The organism is Paenibacillus chitinolyticus NBRC 15660 (genome assembly GCF_000739915.1).
In the GTDB taxonomy this organism is placed as follows: domain Bacteria; phylum Bacillota; class Bacilli; order Paenibacillales; family NBRC-103111; genus Paenibacillus_F; species Paenibacillus_F chitinolyticus.
The window spans coordinates 578,676-594,486 of record NZ_BBJT01000003.1 but is presented as its reverse complement, the minus strand read 5'-3'; the positions used below and the strand labels follow the sequence as shown (position 1 = coordinate 594,486).

Below are 15,811 nucleotides of genomic sequence, written 5' to 3'. Positions count from 1 at the left end.
AGTTTGAACGAAGACGCTTATCCGTTCATACAGGAGGATGCGGCGGAAACGATTCAGGAAATTCTGGCCGTACACGAGGCGATTACGGGCCGTAAGCTTTTTCCGGCTGACCCCGAACGCCTTTTTTTGATGTCGCTGGCGAATATGATCGTGCATCAGCGTGTGCTGATCAACCAGACGGCGAGGCAAAATCTGCTGCGATATGCGAGGGGAACCCTGCTCGATCATATGGGTGAAATGACCGAAACGAAGCGGCTTCAAGCGGCGCCTGCCGTTACGACTGTGGAGTTTACGCTGTCCATGCCGCTCAATTCGGCCACGCTGATTCCGAAAGGGACCCGGATCGGGCCCCAGGGCGGCGGCGGTGCCCTTTATTTCGTGACGACAGAAGTCGTCGAAATTGCGCCGGGACAGCTGAAGGCGTCCGCATCCGCGGAATGCGCGGTACCGGGAACGGCCGGGAACGGGTTTGAACCGGGGATATTGAACGTCCTCGTGGACCCGGTTCCGTTTGTCGTTAGCGTCCGCAATACGACGGAGTCTTCGGGAGGTTCCGAGACCGAGTCGGACGATGCATACCGCGAACGGATCCGAACCGCTCCGGAGTCGTTTTCGACAGCGGGGCCGGAAGGGGCTTACGAGTACTGGGCGAAATCGGCGAATCCCGCCATCGTGGATGTAGGGGTACATTCTCCTGCCGAAGGCGAGGTTGTCGTGCTGCCGCTTCTGCGTGGAGGCGAGCTGCCGACCGCGGATGTTCTGGATGCGGTAAAAGAGGCCGTTAACGACCGGCGGGTCAGGCCTTTGACCGATCATGTCACGGTGCGGGCTCCGGAAACGGTGCCTTACGACATCGGCTTGACCTATTGGGTCAGCCGCAGCCGGGCCGCCGATTCGGCCGCGATTCAAGCGGCCGTCGCTGGAGCGGTCGAGGGGTACCGGCTCTGGCAGAAATCCAGACTCGGCCGGGACATTAACCCCTCCGAACTGATCGGCCGCGTGATGGCGGCGGGGGCCCTGCGCGTGAATGTCGCCAGCCCGGCGTACACGGAGCTTTCCGCCCTTAAAGTCGCTCAGGACGGCAAGGTGAATATCGTATACGGAGGGCTTGCCGATGATTGAGCTCAAGCACGCAAGTCTGTTGGACATTTTGCCGCCGAATTTGAAGAGAGACGAGACCGTAAGGGCGGCGGCTCTCTCATTGGACGGGCAGCTGCGGCAGCTTAGTGAAGAAATCGGACGTTTGACGTACTACGACCGGTTGGACAAGCTGACCGAGGAAGAGGCGGACGAGCTGGCGTGGCAGTTTCACGTCGATTTCTACGAGCCGGGACTTCCTCTAGAACAAAAGCGCGAGCTCGTCCGGAACGCTTTTCGCTGGCACAAACGCAAAGGAACGCCTTCCGCGGTGGAAGAGCTGGTCGCCGCGCTTTTCGGCGAAGGCAAAGTCGAGGAATGGTTCGAATACGGCGGTCAGCCTTTCCGTTTCCGGGTCATCACGAACAACCCGGAAGTGACGCAGGAAAGAGCGCGCGAATTTTACAGGGCGGTCGAGTCCGTTAAGCGGCTCAGCGCCCGGCTTGAGCGTGTGATTTTATCCCAGACGGAAGAATTGCCTCTGTATATCGGGGGCGTTTTTCATATGGGCGAAAAAATGACAATTAGGCAGGTGGGATAATGGGAGCCTTTGGCGGATTTGTATTGACGAACAAAGGGCGTAATTTGCAGGCCAAAGCCCAGACGGGCGTAACGCTGAATTATACCCGGATGGGAGTAGGGGACGGGCAGCTTGGCGGGCAGTCCATTCCGGTGTTGACTAAACTGATCGGCGAAAAGAAATCTTTGGCGATTTCGAAGCTGAAAATTCAAACCCAGGGCCGTGCGGTCATTGGAGCCGTACTGTCTAACCAGGATGTGACAACCGGCTTTTATTTCCGGGAAATCGGCATCTATGCGCAAGACCCGGACGAGGGAGAAATTCTGTACTGCTACGGCAATGCCGGTACCAATGCAGAATACATTCCGCCCGTTGGCGGGGCGGACATCATCGAGAAGTCCATCGACGCGATTGTGATTGTGGGCAATGCGGCGAATGTGACGGCGGAGATCGATAAATCGTTGGTTTTCGCCTCACAGAATGATTTGGCCGAATCGGAGAAGCGTTTGAGAGACTATGCGGAGTCTCATCTGGAGAACGCACCTTCCAAGGCTTTTACTTTGGAGAACGGATTACAGGTCGTTAACTCAGAGAGGATGTCCCGCTTCAAGCTGGAAAGTTTGAAGGGGCGTACGCTTGTGAATCGGGTCGGCAGGACAGGAAGCGAAGCGAACGTTTCTATTTTTGCGAAAGCTAATATCCTTATCAGCAAGGATGCAGCAACCTATACAACGGGAACGTCCTCATACAAGATCACGGCGACGGGGACGGGGTCAAATGAACATTATTGTGAAAGCCCCAGGTATTTTATCGAGCCTAATAAGTCCTACGTGATGATTGGTGACGCACGAGTCGGTGCAGGGAACGTTGTGGCAGGTTATAGGCTTATTATCAGGGATGCGGCAGGAAACGTTGTTAGTGATGCCACAACAACAACCGCGTCGAAGACTGGCGTCTGGTCAGTAGTCGGTATGCGTTTCGTAACACCGGCCACAGCCGCCACGTTCGAATGGCGGGGACAGATTTTTAAAGCCGATGGAAGCTTTCCGTTTATTCCGAATGCTTCTACACCGGAGCATGCCAATTTTGATTCTTTGAGGTTATTCGAGATCGGTCCGGCTGACTATGAATTTCTGACTACAAGCGGCTGGGATAAAGCTTCTTTGCGATTCCCATATGTCGATGATATGAAGCATACGACCGGTGCCTATATTATTAAAATCGGGGAGAATCTTGCTCCTACGTCTAACGAATGGGAGCGGGGAAATGCGGCTGAAAATGAAGTCGTATTTAAGAATTCCTATACTGCGGATATCGTGTATAATCCGAACAGAAACGTTTATGCGCGTTTCTATGCTCCGGTTTTGGCTGGTCAATCTTATACCGTTTCCGCAAAGACAGCTCCCTCAAATGCGGCAGCTTATTACTACTACACGGATTATGACAAAAATCGTCTAAGTGATGTCCTCCGGGGTAGTAACGTGGCTCCTCCGAAATCAGCTTTTATTGAAGTGGTATTGAAGGCAATAGACGTCAATTTGAATCCCATTGCCGGAACCGTAACGTACTCGGACGTCATGGTTAACCTTGGAACAAAATCTCGTCCGTTTAAAGCGCGAGAAGATGATTATTTGTTTTTTTCGGACGTGAAGCTTGCTTCCAATGTGGACGGAAGTGTAACAGATGAGGTCACAGAACGTGACGGTAAGTACTGGAAAACGTCCAGATTTCGTGAGGTAGAGGTCAATGGTTCACTACCGTGGTTGTTTAATATCGCAAGAGCTGGACTTAAAAGAGTTTTTGCTTCTTCGGCAGTTGCAGAATATGTATCTCGCTGGCAGCTAGGGAGCTCTGTGCTTAAGTATGATGGTAAAATCATGATTTCAGGTGCCCACATGGATGGGGTGGACCGGTATACTTTTGAAGATAGTGACTTGTTATATATTACGATTGCAAATACAGACAGTGGCTGGGGAGATAATTACACGCCATCTGCAGATGAGATCAAGGCTTATTTTAACGGCTGGAGAATGTATTATTGGAATTCAACGACCCAACAAACGGAACTTTTTAACAATCAAGGCACAAAAAGCTGGGAACCGATCGTAAATACAGAGGCAGGGGCGGAAACAGTTGTTTTGCCTAAAACGAAATGGAAGAATCACACGCCATATCGTCTAACCTATCAATTGTCACGTTCGTTCGAAACGGAAATTGTTCCGGAAGGTGCTATCACGTTACACGAAGGCTTCAATCAATTTGAAGCAGGCACAGGAATGATCGTACGTGAACGCGTGGTTGCGGCCTACGACATTGGATCGGGAAAATATAACATTAATGCGGCTGGATACGCGGCTATGTTAAAAAATAAAGTGAAAAGCTTTTTTAAGCTGTATCGAAATAGAAAAGCAATCTCTGACTATTACATCGTAAAGGCAGGGATCCCGGCTACTGGCTTAGAGGCTAATGGGGATTGGCTTACGAATGTTGACGACAGAAATCCGGATAAACCTCCGTTTTACGAAGTCACGTATCTGACGCTGAATCCATTGTCTGCTCCCCTTTCTAGTATCGGCGCCAGCTTAAGTATGAATTTGAAAACAATTGTAGATATGCAAGCCCAAGCTAACGCGGATATCGAAACAAGGGTCAGCACACTTGAAAGAGATGCCATGTCTATCAAAGGCGGTAACGTTGAGACTCTCAGAATTAATGGCAATGCTGCAACTGTTGCGTTAGTCGGAAAGGACCATACGTATTTAGAATTTTACCCGCAAGGAAATGATGCAGGTAGAAAGGGGTACGTTGGTTATCCTTCAGCAGGATTTAGCAGTATGCACATCCAGAATGCTAATCCTTTTGGGAATATCGACATATTACCGGGCACAGGGGGATTATTAAGAGTTGATGGAAACCCTGTATGGCATGAAGGACGTTTAAGGATGATTAACGGAGCATTGGAATACCTCGATGGATCAACTTGGAAGGCGGTGAGCGGCGGAATGGAGCAGTATAAACCGATCATTAAAAGACAAACGATAGTGCTTAACGGAAATCAGACCTTAAATGCAATACATTTTACTGGAAAATGCTATTTATCAAGGATTGCGGCGTTAACATTATCGGGTTCCGGTGGAGTTGGAAGGTTAAGGGTATTTGTGGACGGTTCTTTATATTATGATTCAACATTAGTTGTTAATTATGTGAACGGTATTTTTCAAAACAATGATGTTAGTTATAACTCCGATAGTAGCTTAGCCGTATATCAACCGACATTAAGGCCGTCTTCCGGTTGGATCGGCTATAACAATTCCACTTCCTCATATGGAAGGGTCAGCGACTTTCCGAATAGCAATGCGTTACAAGGATCTGCAGCTATTATCTCTCAACCTATTTTTGCAAAATCATCGATAGTCATTGAGTTGACAAATACCTCAACATCAAGCATAAACATGGATGTTGACTTTGCAGGAGGCGTTTTTCAATGAGCCAATACCGCATCGACGGCAGCGTCGTCTACACTATCGAACCCTACGGTGAGTCCTATTACGACTTGCTGACCCACCTCCGCTTATCCACCGACAAGCAGCCGGAATCTGCTGAGGATATCGTTACTCTTACCGTTAGCATTTACGATTACGTCGGTGAGCCGGCGCAGGAAAATGCAGACGTACAGCTAACCATAAACGGCAAAAAGCAAACGCTCTTGGTTACCGAGGGCGTTTCTTCTATTACGTTGTCCGGTGAGCCGTTTTACGAGGTAACAGCGGATGCTGAAGGCCGGCGAGGGGCTGCTCTATTGATCGGCAGCAAGCCGGAGCCTCTGAAACCTCCGACCCTAGAGGAATTGGCCCGTGAAAACGAAAAACTGCGAAAGGAAATCGCACGGCAAAACGCCGATTTTCAAGCCTATATCGAGTTTTCGATAAATGAGCAGACTAGGCTGAATGAAGAGCAGGCCAGGATGAACGAGGATTTTCGTAATTTCATGGAATCTGTTGCGACTTAAATTAGGGAAGGGGAACAGCAACAATGGTTACTTATGATTTCTTACGCAACACCTACTGCCGCAGCATTTACGTCTACGGTACCGACCGCTTTACGCAGCGGGATGGCTTCAAAGGCATTCGGGAGGAATACCGCACACCCGTGCAGCTATATTTTGCGGCAACATACGGAGCGGAGCTGCTAAAGGAAGCCCTTGATAAGGGCTGGATCAATCAGAAGGAATACGACGAGACTCGGACTATTATGCAAGAAACGGTTCCGGCTCAGCCGACGCCCTCCCAATCTCATCCCGAACACCAAACCGGCAGGTAAACAGCCTGCTTACGACGGGAGGTGACGATAACGATGGCCATCGCCCCTGAAAACTTCGGCGAGCATCTCGCAAGGCTGAACATGGAAAGCCGGCAGTTCCGTGCGGACATCGAGGAGCTGAAGAGATGCGAGCAAAAAAACGAAGCCGATATCCGGCAGCTGTATGCGGGCCAGGCCAGGACAGAGACCTTGGTCGGTCAGGTGCTGACGAGATTCGACGGCTTTGAAACGAGAATGTTCAACGTGTTTCAGCAGATGACCAGAGACAACGCCGAATTGCTCCAGCAGGTAACGCGGGACGGCAGCTCTGAACGCCTGGAAGGACAGAAAGAACGGACAAGCGCACAGCAGGCCTGGATGAGCTTCTCAAAATATGTAATTGCGGTTACGATTGCGGCCGTGATCGCGTATATATTCAGCTTCTTCCCATTCTGATTGTGTCCGCAAACGGCTCTCGGCTTAACGGCTGAGGGCTTTTTCTATTTTGTAAGGAGGTTATGACTCATGAAAAAACCTGTAATTGTCCTGGATCCCGGACACGGGATGAACGACCCGGGCGCAATCGGCAGCGGATTAATGGAAAAAGAACTCACGCTGAAAATCGCGTCCCGAATTGCGAATAAACTCCGAGGCATGGCTGATGTCCGCATGACTCGCACAGATGATACGGCTTTCGATACGGATAAGTCCTCCGATCTGAAAGCAAGATGCGCGTTCGCCAACCGGCTGCAAGCCGATTATTTCGTTTCGGTCCACATCAATGCGGGGGGAGGCACCGGGTTTGAATCCTACGTGTACAGCGGGACGGCCGCAGGCTCCCGGACGGAAGCACTCCGCTCCGTGATTCACGCCAAGGTATCGGCGGCCTTTGCCAAATACGGGCTCGAGGACCGCGGCCGGAAGTCCGGCGATCTCGCGGTGCTTCGTCAGACCGCCATGCCGGCGGTTTTGCTGGAATACGGTTTTATCGACCGGGCGGCGGATGCCTCGCTTTTGAAGAACGAGGCGTTTTTGGATCAGCTGGCCGCGTCGACGGCGGAAGGTCTAGCCGAGGCTTTTGCGCTGGGACCGGTATCCGTGTCCCCGGACAAATCTCAGCCACAGGCGCAGCCCGATTTTTCCAAAGGGGTGGAGGCGGCAATTGCCAAGCTTCACGAACACGGAGTGATCGACTCACCCGCGTATTGGAACAACGTAATGACCAACGGGCAGACGCCGGACGCGGAGTACACCGCCGTTCTCATTCGGCGGATGGCCGATAAACTGCGAGGCTGAGTGATTACGTGAAGCGAACCGGAGTAAACCTTCGGCAGCCTGCCTGCCTTTTTTTCGCATATTCCACACGAAGAAAAGCCCTCACATATCGGGGTTAACCCATGTACCCGAAATATGACGCGCGCAATACTCGTTTTCCGCATGACGGTGGACCCCTGATCGGTTTTGTCATCTGCGGAGAGCTTCGGGCAGATATTGTTTGACGTTTTTGATAGGTTCAACTACGGACTTAAAGGAGGAATTCACCAATGGCACAACAGCTGACGGATTTACTGACACCAGTCATTTTGGCGCTCGTCACGGCCTTGGCCGGTGTTTTAACTGTCCTTATTCACGCGGCCAAAACGTCGCTGATCGCCTGGCTTCAGGCCCGCACGAACGCCGCCCAGCAGGAAATCATCATGAGAGTGGCATCGGAAGCGATGGCTTTTGCGGAAGCGCAGGGACTGATTTTAAAAGGAAAGGAAAAAATGGACGCGGCCATCGTGTATGCGGCCAACGAACTTCAAACAAGAGGAATGAACGTAACGCCGGACAAGCTTCTCGCGGCTATTCAAAAAGCCTGGATGGAATACAATCCCGCTCAAAATAAGGCGGATCATGCTGCGGAAAGGAAAGAATCCGACACGACACCGGCAGCCGGTTAATGTCCGTATAATATAGAAGGAACCGTTTCATGATGACCGATACCCTTTCAACCGATTCCGGTTGGGAGGGCTTTTTTTTGTTTCCGGTTGTTTTTGCTGACTATTTTCTGAGAATAAGTCAGGTTAGTTAGGGAGCTAAAAACGATCGAATGTAAGGGATAGTAAGCTGAGAGGAACCTGGATGATAGGGGAAAATTGGTTTTGTGCACATAAAATACGAACTTACGTTCCTATTTGGAGGTGTTTTGTGGTATAATAAGTGTACATCTCATACGGATCTCTACCATCATCTTGGAGGTGACAACCTATCGCCCCCGTGAAAGTAGACCTGAAATCATTGGCTGTCATACTTGACATCGAGCTGAAAACCTTGATTAAGGTCGCTACTTATTCTGGCGCAGCGTGCGGACAAAAGCGATTATGTTCTTCGTCTCCGACTTCGAAAGCTCCCGACCGTCAAGTTCCAGACTGAATTGTTTCAATAATTCTTCATCCGACAGTTCGATTTTATCGACAAACTCCTTCTCGTTGCGGTGCGGGTCGGAGTTTTTGGATTGGCCGCGGGTTTCTTTTCGGTCCGTCTGGTCAGGGGAATGTTCGTGGGTGGGAAGATCCGAAAGACCGAGCAAATAATCCGTCGTGACCTGCAGAACTTCGGCAATGCGGGCGACCATATCCGCGGACGGATTTTTAATGCTGCCGTTCAGTAATGTACTCATCGTGGAATGCGGAATTCCGGCTCTTTGAGCGAGCTTGTATTGGGTAAGGCCCTGTTCTTTCATTAATCCTTTTATAGTATCGACAAGTGTCATGAGATTCACCCTCTATCTATTCCAGAATACTGTAATAGTAGTTAAAAAACTAAGAATAGTCAAGAAAACAAGAGCATTTTAAAGGGAACGCATGTTCGTATAACACAATCGAACTATTACCAAATTATGATATAACGTTATATTGTAATATACTAAAGATAGGAAAAAGAGAGGTCCCAGCGCAAGCCATGAAGCTTGCCGCAAGAGGAGATACATAGTATAAAGGAGGGCTTACCGCCTATGAAAACGAGTATCGAGATGCCGGAACTTGACCGAAAAAAGACGAAAACAGCCGTTGAGGGAGCGCTGCTCAAATACCGGATGTATAAAACGATCACATTCGAAGAAAGAACGGCGACGATTACTTCGAGCTATACGGAAAAATTTCACGGGCCGACGAACGTCACAAGCGATCAGACCGCGAGCATAGCCATTTATAACGTGGAAGAACCGGAACGCCGGCGCCGCTACTGCGAAAGAATCGAGATGGCGGTAAGCCGTCTTCATCCGAAAGAAAGGCTGCTGATCGAAGAGCGTTACATGAAGGACGATTATGTGAAAGATTATGCCGTTTACAATCATAGCTTCGATCCGCCGATCAGTGCGGTTACCTATTCGTCCATCCGCTGGAAAGCTTTTTATAAATTAGCGCTTATACTCTCGCTAGGGGTGCCGGGGCCAGCCGGGCAGCAGCGGGAAGGGGCTACGGGCTAGACGCAAGCAAGCGTGTGAACCACGGCCAATTGTGCGGCCAAGACAGAATCAGCGAAGGCTGCACAGTCAAAAAAGGCACGGAATTCACCTTATGCAAGCAGGTGATTCCGTGCCGGGATTACAAAGGAAGGCCGGGTGTATATCTCGTCTCGGTCAAGGCGCATCTCAAGAGGAAATTTCCATTTCCGTCACTGCCGGAACGGCGGAAGAGCCGGCATTCCGGCGGCGCGTCAACAGATAGACGCCGTACACAAGCAGGAACAGCGCCATCACACCGGCGGCATAACGGTACATTACCGCATAGCTGGTGCCGGAGGCGACGAGGCCTAGCAGCATGGAGCCGATAGCGACTCCGAAATCGATGGAGTTGTAGAACAGGCTGTTCGTCGTGCCGTGCTGCTCCGGGGGCGTTTCACGGAGCATCCAGGCCTGGGTCGTCGGCTGAAGAGCGCCGAATCCGAGACCGTAGAGCAGAGCCGAGACGATCAGCACGGGCATCGTTGTCGCCACGGACAGAACGAGCAGGCTCGCGATCAGAATGAGGGCGCCGGGAATAAGGATCGCGGAATGCCCCTTGCTGTCGAACAGGCGGCCGGAGATCGGGCGGACGACGAGAACGGTAATCGCGTTGAACAGGAAGAACAGCCCGATCTGTTCCAGATGCACTTCCTTGCCGTACAAGGCGATGAAGCTGAGCAGGCCGCCGTACGTCACCGACAGCAGCGCGTTGAGCAGAGCCGGCAGCAGCAGCTTCTTGTTGAAGCCGCTGCGCTTCGCGGTTCCGCCGGCGGAGGCTGCCGTCTGACCAGCAGGCGAAACGACCGCGGCCGCCGGCTGCGGCGGAATGCTCCGCGAGCCGAGCAGCAGCGGCACGATCAGGGCGGCCGCCGCCGTGCCCATGGCGGTCAGCGGGCCGAAGCCGTAGCTGCCGATCATCGCGAGGCCGATGGTCGGCCCGACGGACATCGCCAGGCTGCTCGACAGGCCGAAGTACCCGACCCCTTCGCCGATTCTGCGGCGGGGGATGATCTGGGACACCAGCGTCGGCATAACCGTGCTGGCCATCCCGAAGCCGATGCCGAAGCAGACGCGCAGTGCCAGCAGCGCGCCCATGGAGCCGGCAAACGAATAAGCCGCCGTCGAAGCGGCGGCGAATGCCACACCGCAGAACAGCAGCGTGTTGCGGTGTACACGGCGCATCAAGGCAGCCGTTACGAACCGGGTGATAATCGCCGAAATGGCGAAGAGACTGGTTAAGAGGCTCAACGTGAAATCGCCCGAATGAAACCGGTCCTTCGCGTAGGTGGGGAAGGGAGACAGCAGCATTTGCAGGCAGAGAAACAGAAGAAAATAGCAAAACGTAAGCATAATAAACGATTTCGTCCAGAGCGGTTCAATTTTCCCCGCATCCGGATGGTGAAGCAGTTCCAGCTGTTCTGGATGTTTAGACATGATGTAGACACTCCTATTCGCTTTCTGATGTCAATGTAAGGTTGTCGATGATCCCTCGCAAAAAAGTAATGAGCTGGTCGTACTGCTCCTGAGACAAACCCGCAGCGGCATCGCGGATCGTCTGCTGCTCAATGGAAACCGTTTCCGCAATCAGAGAGCGGCCTTTGTCCGTCATATAAATATGAAAAGAACGCCGGTCTCCCTGACCCACCTGCTTCCTTATAAATTGCTTCGACTCCAGCGAATCCAAAATGCGTGTCGTCGTCGGCTTGTCTTTACCCGCTTTGGCGGCGATGTCCTTCTGGATGAGACCATCCTGCTCGTAGATCCGGTAGAGTACCGACCATTGTTCGGGTGTGATGTCATACTCTTTCAGCCGCTGTGACAGGGAATTGGAAATCTTCCGGTAAGCCACGCCCAGCAAAAAGCCTAAGGAATCGTTCAATCCGTTCTTATTGAAGATGGGTTCCGTTGTCATTAGATCCCTCCGCGCTAAAATGATTGTCTCAACAACTATATGTTAAACAACTATTATTGTCAATGGAAAACAAACCGCCGAAAGCGGACAAAAGCAGCCTAGTCTTGTTGCACTGTATGCGCCTTTGCTATAATCAGGAAAACATGCAGAGTTGAAAGGGAGAGTGCTTGGAAGTGACTGTGCTTTTATTGTTCGGTCTGGTTCTTGTCCTTATCCAAATCATCCTTGTCAGAAGGATTACGTTCCGTCCGATCCCGTGGTTTACCAGAATGGCCGCGTCGGCCAGACTGAAATCCCCCTACGCGTACGGGGGCTTTTTATTTATCGTGAACATGGTTATTTTCCTTGTCATTTCGGCACTTGTGGTGCTCACCGTCATGATGAATGTCGCGTTTTCCCTGTTTTTGTTTGCGGGCGCCGGCGCGTTTATCAGCTTTATGATCTGGATTCAGATGAGTATCTCGCGTGAGAGCACGAAGAAAGAAAAGCGGATTATCGGCGGAGTCGGAAGCGCTTTTTATTGGGTGCTCACCGTCTATCTTCTTCTGCAAATCTTCTTGCTACCGCCGTCCGCTCCCGAACAAGATCCTTTCATGCAGTTTGTCGGTCTTCTGATGGGAGTCGTTATTTCCCTGACTGCCGCCGTATCCTGCTGGGTAACCGTTTACTTGGCGAAAGGCAAACCGGTTAATCCCGTCACCCGGTAAACGACGAGCGATAAGACCCTAATCCTTTTACGAAAAAGGACAAAATACCGATCACAATGAACCTGCCAAACTAACGGACCCTGCACAATACAGGGAATCTGCACAACAGAAGCTGCGCAACACCTGGAACCTACAAAAAGGAGCTGCGCAGCACCCGGAACCTACAAAAATTTCTATTAGCCGTCTGCGTCCTGCAGGCGGTTATTTTTGCTTCGGTGTCCCGGGCGACCAAAACTCACGCAGAACCATACAAGACAGACGAAACCGGCCGGCATACAAATGTTGCCCCGGGGGAACTCTTTTTAAAAGAACTTCATGGTTCAACTGCAAAGGAGAGACTTCCCGTGGAAAAGAAGCAGACGGCCGAGGAAGACGAAAAGAAGCTGAAATGGTGGCAGCTCTCTCTGCTTGGCGTGGCGTTTACGATCGGAACCGGCTATTTCCTCGGTTCCGGTCTGGCGATTACGATGGGCGGTCCCGCCGTGCTGATCTCGTTCGTGCTGGCCGCAATCGGAACCTATATGGTATTCGACGTGCTGGCGAAAATGACCGCTGCGGACCCCGTCAAGGGTTCTTTTCGCTCTTACGCCAAAAAGGCTTACGGCCGCTGGGCCGGATTCAGCAGCGGGTGGGTGTACTGGAGCTCGGAGCTGCTCATCATGGGCAGTCAGTTGACGGCTTTGTCCCTGTTTTCCCGGTTTTGGTTTCCGGCCGTTCCCATGTGGGGATTTGCGACGGGATACGGCGTGCTCGGGCTTGGGATTATTATGCTGGGCACAAAAGGATTCGAACGGATGGAAAATTTGTTTGCCGTAATCAAAATTTCTGCCATCGTGATGTTTCTCGTCATTGCCGCGCTGGCTCTGTTCGGCATCATTGGCGGAAGCCGGGCGCCGAGGTTTCCCGTTGAAGCTTCGACGCTGTTTCCCGCCGGGGCGTCGGGTCTCTGGTCTTCGCTTATTTTCGCCTTCTACGCCTTCGGCGGCATCGAAATTATGGGGCTTATGGCCCTTAGACTGCAGAAACCGGAAGAAGCGCCGAAGGCGGGGAAAATCATGCTGCTGCTGCTCGCCGTCGTGTATGTCTTGTCCATCGGACTGGCGGTCACGCTGCTGCCCTGGAGCGTCTTTCATACCAAAGAAAGCCCGTTTGTGCTGGCGCTGAGTCATTACCGGCTGCCGTTTATCCCGCACGTTTTCAACGGGGTGCTGATTATCGCCGGTTTTTCGACGATGGTGGCATCGCTTTTCGCCGTGACCACCATGCTCGTAACGTTAGCGGAAGATAAGGATGCCCCCAAACTTTTCGCCCGCCGTTGGAAAAAAAATCTCCCGCTCCCGGCGCTCGGTCTAACGGCCTGCGGGATGACGGCTTCGATCCTTCTGGCCTTGCTTATGCCAGGAGGCGTGTACGAATACATCACAACCGCCGCAGGACTGCTCCTCCTATATAACTGGCTGTTTATTCTGATCACGGCGGGAAAACTGCTTTGTCTGAAAGCGCCGGGACAAGCGAAGCGGATCACGGGCATCGCCCTTATTTTGCTTGCCGTCAGCGGAACGCTTGCACACCACGGCAGCCGCCCGGGCTTCTATGTCAGCTTGGGCTTTATCGGGGTTATCACCTTGATTACCCGGATGATGAGCCGGAAGTGGAAAAAAGCCGTAGACAGTTCGGAGGGGCAAGAACAAGTGTCTCCGGACGCCGAAGAAGAATGGGTGTTTAAGCCCGCCCTTTCGATGCGTGAGAAGACGGATGTGTTTTTTCGCAAAAAGTCAAGATGAGAATAAGAAAGCGGACGAACGAAACATTCTTCGCAGCCGAGTCTTATATATGAAACGGGACAAGTGATTAGAGCGAAAAGATGTGAAATAAAAGTTTATAAAATATAATTTCGTTGAAAAAATATTTCCGTCCCTCTATAATAAAGCCAACTGGAACCCGTGCGGCCTGTTCCACCTATTTGTCCGGAGGCACGGGGACGACGCTTGGGAGGGGTATACATGATACTCGGCATAAAGGAAGAGGAAGTAATCGCAATCGGGCTGATGTCTGGAACTTCGCTGGACGGGATCGATGCCGCCGTTGTGCGGATAAACGGAAGCGGGCTGGATACCCGGCTGGAGCTGCTGCATTTCTACAGCAGACCTTATGACGACGCGCTGCGGGAGAAACTGAAAGATCTTTGCTCCGTCGCTCGTTCGGACGTTGCCCTCGTCTGCGGAATGAACGTTTTCCTTGCCGAGCGGATGGCGGAGGCCGCGCTGGAGGCGGTGCGCGAAGCGGGCCTGACCATGGACCGCATCGGCTTCGTCGCCTCTCACGGACAGACGGTCTGGCACATCCCCGAGGGGGATGCTGCCGATCCGTACCTCGTCCGCTCGACGCTCCAGCTCGGCGACCTGTCCGTCCTTGCCAAGCGGACGGGCGTCCCTGTCGTCGGCGACTTCCGTCCGGCCGACATGGCGGTCGGCGGACAGGGCGCGCCGCTGGTCCCTTATGGCGATCTCATCCTGTTCCGCCACGAAACGAAAGGCCGCCTGCTTCAGAATATAGGCGGCATCGGCAACTGCACGGTCCTGCCCCCTCAGGCGGGGCCGTCCGATGTGTTCGCTTTCGACACGGGGCCGGGCAACATGGTGATCGACCAGGTGGTCTATCAGCTGTCGGGAGGCCGGCATTCCTATGACGAAAGCGGCTCGTGGGCGGCGCAGGGACGTGCGGATGAAGGGCTTGTCGCAGACGCCATGACGCATCCGTACTTCTCGTTGAAGCCGCCCAAATCAACCGGCCGCGAAGTGTTCGGCAAAGCGTACGCGGCCGATTTTATCGCGCGGGCGAAGGCCCTCGGACTGGCGGACGCGGACATCGTGGCGACGGCCACGGCGTTTACGGCCCGTACGATTGCCGAAGGCTGCCGGCGGTTCGTGTTTTCGCGCTGCCGCGTGGACGAGGTCATCGTTTCCGGCGGGGGCGCCCACAACCGGACGCTGCTGTCGATGCTCGCGGAGCTGCTGCCGGACCAGCATGTTACGACCTCGGGTGCGCTCGGTGTGCATGACGACGCCAAAGAAGCCGTCATCTTCGCGCTGCTCGGCAATGACTTCCTGCGCCGCATCCCCAACAATCTGCCCTCGGCAACGGGGGCGGCGCGTCCGACCGTGATGGGGAAGCTTGCGCTTCCTTAAACATTTCGCTGTCACTCTGCTGCGGCAAACCGGGCGTTTCGCCACAGCAGAGCTGCAAAGGTGTTAGAAAAACGAATACAGACGGTGGAGGCACGGCTGATTATGGCGGTGTCTCTTAGTGTTTGCGCGAGGGTACTTTCCTCATCCGCCAAACAGATCATTCACCGTTTAGAGAGTATCCTATACTAATCTGCTCCGGAGGACCGGACTTCATGAACTCCCGGGGAAACAGCGTAAAGAGACCGCCGGTCTGACGGTCTCTTTTTGTGCTTTTAAAGTGCGGGTTGTGTGGGCTGTCCCTGCTCACCGCTTTTCGATCTTGCGGTACATTTCCCCGCCCGTATCGTCTTTTTTGGCTGTTTCTTTGAGAAAAAGCGTGCCCTGATGACCGAAAACAAGTTCCATCACAAGGACGGCCGGCAGGACGAAAATCGCTTTAAGAAGCCAGACCAGAAATTTCATAAGCACACCTCGTTCCGATAATAAATTTCCTTTTTTTACCTTTTTGGGGAAGTTGTAAAATAGTTTTTCGAACGGCAAAACAAAAAGAGAACGGTTCAG

The 15,811-nt window shown here is 52.6% G+C and carries 16 protein-coding genes; 12 read left to right on the top strand and 4 right to left on the bottom strand.

The annotated features are described in order from the left end of the window. Positions 1–3 precede the first annotated feature (3 nt). The 8 genes from PCH01S_RS07935 to PCH01S_RS07900 all read left to right on the top strand — a co-directional run bounded on the left by PCH01S_RS07935 (position 4) and on the right by PCH01S_RS07900 (position 7,899). Positions 4–1,122, top strand: a complete 1,119-nt coding sequence (locus PCH01S_RS07935) for a baseplate assembly protein (protein WP_241688847.1) — start codon at positions 4–6, stop codon at positions 1,120–1,122. Further along, positions 1,115–1,678, top strand: coding sequence for a phage tail protein I (locus tag PCH01S_RS07930; protein WP_042228234.1), 564 nt, complete (start codon positions 1,115–1,117; stop codon positions 1,676–1,678). Before PCH01S_RS07935 ends, PCH01S_RS07930 begins: the two co-directional genes overlap by 8 nt. Continuing rightward, the gene (locus tag PCH01S_RS29255; protein WP_053228676.1) at positions 1,678–5,145 is read left to right on the top strand and encodes a phage tail-collar fiber domain-containing protein; all 3,468 of its coding nucleotides are present in this window, start codon (positions 1,678–1,680) and stop codon (positions 5,143–5,145) included. Before PCH01S_RS07930 ends, PCH01S_RS29255 begins: the two co-directional genes overlap by 1 nt. Further along, on the top strand, positions 5,142–5,666 hold the full coding sequence (locus PCH01S_RS07920; protein WP_042228233.1) for a hypothetical protein: 525 nt from the start codon (positions 5,142–5,144) through the stop codon (positions 5,664–5,666). Before PCH01S_RS29255 ends, PCH01S_RS07920 begins: the two co-directional genes overlap by 4 nt. Positions 5,667–5,689: 23 nt before the next feature. Beyond that, positions 5,690–5,977 carry a hypothetical protein gene (locus PCH01S_RS07915; RefSeq protein ID WP_174446791.1) on the top strand — a complete coding sequence of 96 codons (288 nt, stop codon included), beginning with the start codon at positions 5,690–5,692 and terminating at the stop codon, positions 5,975–5,977. Between the two features lie 33 nt (positions 5,978–6,010). Then, a complete protein-coding gene (locus PCH01S_RS07910) occupies positions 6,011–6,412 on the top strand; it encodes a hypothetical protein (RefSeq protein WP_042228232.1) in 402 nt (133 codons plus the stop codon). A gap of 69 nt (positions 6,413–6,481) precedes the next feature. After that, complete coding sequence (locus PCH01S_RS07905; RefSeq protein WP_084706555.1) at positions 6,482–7,252, top strand: N-acetylmuramoyl-L-alanine amidase family protein; 771 nt, start codon at positions 6,482–6,484, stop codon at positions 7,250–7,252. 248 nt (positions 7,253–7,500) lie between these two features. Continuing rightward, positions 7,501–7,899, top strand: a complete 399-nt coding sequence (locus tag PCH01S_RS07900) for a phage holin, LLH family (protein WP_053228675.1) — start codon at positions 7,501–7,503, stop codon at positions 7,897–7,899. Between the two features lie 383 nt (positions 7,900–8,282). Here PCH01S_RS07900 and PCH01S_RS29250 read toward each other — a convergent pair whose 3' ends face one another. Next, the gene (locus PCH01S_RS29250) at positions 8,283–8,711 is read right to left on the bottom strand and encodes a helix-turn-helix domain-containing protein (RefSeq protein WP_053228674.1); all 429 of its coding nucleotides are present in this window, start codon (positions 8,709–8,711) and stop codon (positions 8,283–8,285) included. A gap of 240 nt (positions 8,712–8,951) precedes the next feature. Here PCH01S_RS29250 and PCH01S_RS07890 point away from each other — a divergent pair, with 240 nt between their 5' ends. Continuing rightward, positions 8,952–9,425 (top strand): ArpU family phage packaging/lysis transcriptional regulator, encoded by a 474-nt coding sequence (locus PCH01S_RS07890; protein ID WP_042228231.1) that lies wholly within the window; start codon positions 8,952–8,954, stop codon positions 9,423–9,425. A gap of 165 nt (positions 9,426–9,590) precedes the next feature. On the opposite strand, the gene PCH01S_RS07885 is transcribed toward PCH01S_RS07890, so the two are convergent. Together PCH01S_RS07885 and PCH01S_RS07880 are read right to left on the bottom strand one after the other, a co-directional pair. Continuing rightward, complete coding sequence (locus PCH01S_RS07885) at positions 9,591–10,877, bottom strand: MFS transporter (protein ID WP_042228230.1); 1,287 nt, start codon at positions 10,875–10,877, stop codon at positions 9,591–9,593. Between the two features lie 13 nt (positions 10,878–10,890). Next, positions 10,891–11,355, bottom strand: coding sequence for a MarR family winged helix-turn-helix transcriptional regulator (locus PCH01S_RS07880; protein WP_042228229.1), 465 nt, complete (start codon positions 11,353–11,355; stop codon positions 10,891–10,893). Positions 11,356–11,528: 173 nt separating this feature from the next. On the opposite strand from PCH01S_RS07880, the gene PCH01S_RS07875 reads away from it, so the two are divergent. The 3 genes from PCH01S_RS07875 (at position 11,529) to PCH01S_RS07865 (ending at position 15,250) form a co-directional block, all read left to right on the top strand. Continuing rightward, positions 11,529–12,062, top strand: a complete 534-nt coding sequence (locus PCH01S_RS07875) for a hypothetical protein (protein ID WP_241688848.1) — start codon at positions 11,529–11,531, stop codon at positions 12,060–12,062. A gap of 344 nt (positions 12,063–12,406) precedes the next feature. Beyond that, a complete protein-coding gene (locus PCH01S_RS07870) occupies positions 12,407–13,846 on the top strand; it encodes an amino acid permease (protein WP_042228227.1) in 1,440 nt (479 codons plus the stop codon). Between the two features lie 219 nt (positions 13,847–14,065). Further along, positions 14,066–15,250, top strand: a complete 1,185-nt coding sequence (locus PCH01S_RS07865; RefSeq protein WP_042228226.1) for an anhydro-N-acetylmuramic acid kinase — start codon at positions 14,066–14,068, stop codon at positions 15,248–15,250. 303 nt (positions 15,251–15,553) lie between these two features. Here PCH01S_RS07865 and PCH01S_RS30820 read toward each other — a convergent pair whose 3' ends face one another. Beyond that, on the bottom strand, positions 15,554–15,712 hold the full coding sequence (locus PCH01S_RS30820; RefSeq protein WP_164977124.1) for a hypothetical protein: 159 nt from the start codon (positions 15,710–15,712) through the stop codon (positions 15,554–15,556). Positions 15,713–15,811 lie beyond the last annotated feature (99 nt).

Excerpts from the sequence above, each read along its gene's own strand:
- PCH01S_RS07930 (WP_042228234.1), top strand. The coding sequence starts at position 1,115 with ATGATTGAGCTCAAGCACGCAAGTCTGTTGGACATTTTGCCGCCGAAT.
- PCH01S_RS30820 (WP_164977124.1), bottom strand. The coding sequence starts at position 15,712 with ATGAAATTTCTGGTCTGGCTTCTTAAAGCGATTTTCGTCCTGCCGGCC.
- PCH01S_RS07885 (WP_042228230.1), bottom strand. The coding sequence starts at position 10,877 with ATGTCTAAACATCCAGAACAGCTGGAACTGCTTCACCATCCGGATGCG.
- PCH01S_RS07900 (WP_053228675.1), top strand. The coding sequence starts at position 7,501 with ATGGCACAACAGCTGACGGATTTACTGACACCAGTCATTTTGGCGCTC.
- PCH01S_RS07890 (WP_042228231.1), top strand. The coding sequence starts at position 8,952 with ATGAAAACGAGTATCGAGATGCCGGAACTTGACCGAAAAAAGACGAAA.
- PCH01S_RS07880 (WP_042228229.1), bottom strand. The coding sequence starts at position 11,355 with ATGACAACGGAACCCATCTTCAATAAGAACGGATTGAACGATTCCTTA.
- PCH01S_RS07905 (WP_084706555.1), top strand. The coding sequence starts at position 6,482 with ATGAAAAAACCTGTAATTGTCCTGGATCCCGGACACGGGATGAACGAC.
- PCH01S_RS29250 (WP_053228674.1), bottom strand. The coding sequence starts at position 8,711 with ATGACACTTGTCGATACTATAAAAGGATTAATGAAAGAACAGGGCCTT.
- PCH01S_RS07865 (WP_042228226.1), top strand. The coding sequence starts at position 14,066 with ATGATACTCGGCATAAAGGAAGAGGAAGTAATCGCAATCGGGCTGATG.
- PCH01S_RS07915 (WP_174446791.1), top strand. The coding sequence starts at position 5,690 with ATGGTTACTTATGATTTCTTACGCAACACCTACTGCCGCAGCATTTAC.
- PCH01S_RS29255 (WP_053228676.1), top strand. The coding sequence starts at position 1,678 with ATGGGAGCCTTTGGCGGATTTGTATTGACGAACAAAGGGCGTAATTTG.
- PCH01S_RS07920 (WP_042228233.1), top strand. The coding sequence starts at position 5,142 with ATGAGCCAATACCGCATCGACGGCAGCGTCGTCTACACTATCGAACCC.
- PCH01S_RS07910 (WP_042228232.1), top strand. The coding sequence starts at position 6,011 with ATGGCCATCGCCCCTGAAAACTTCGGCGAGCATCTCGCAAGGCTGAAC.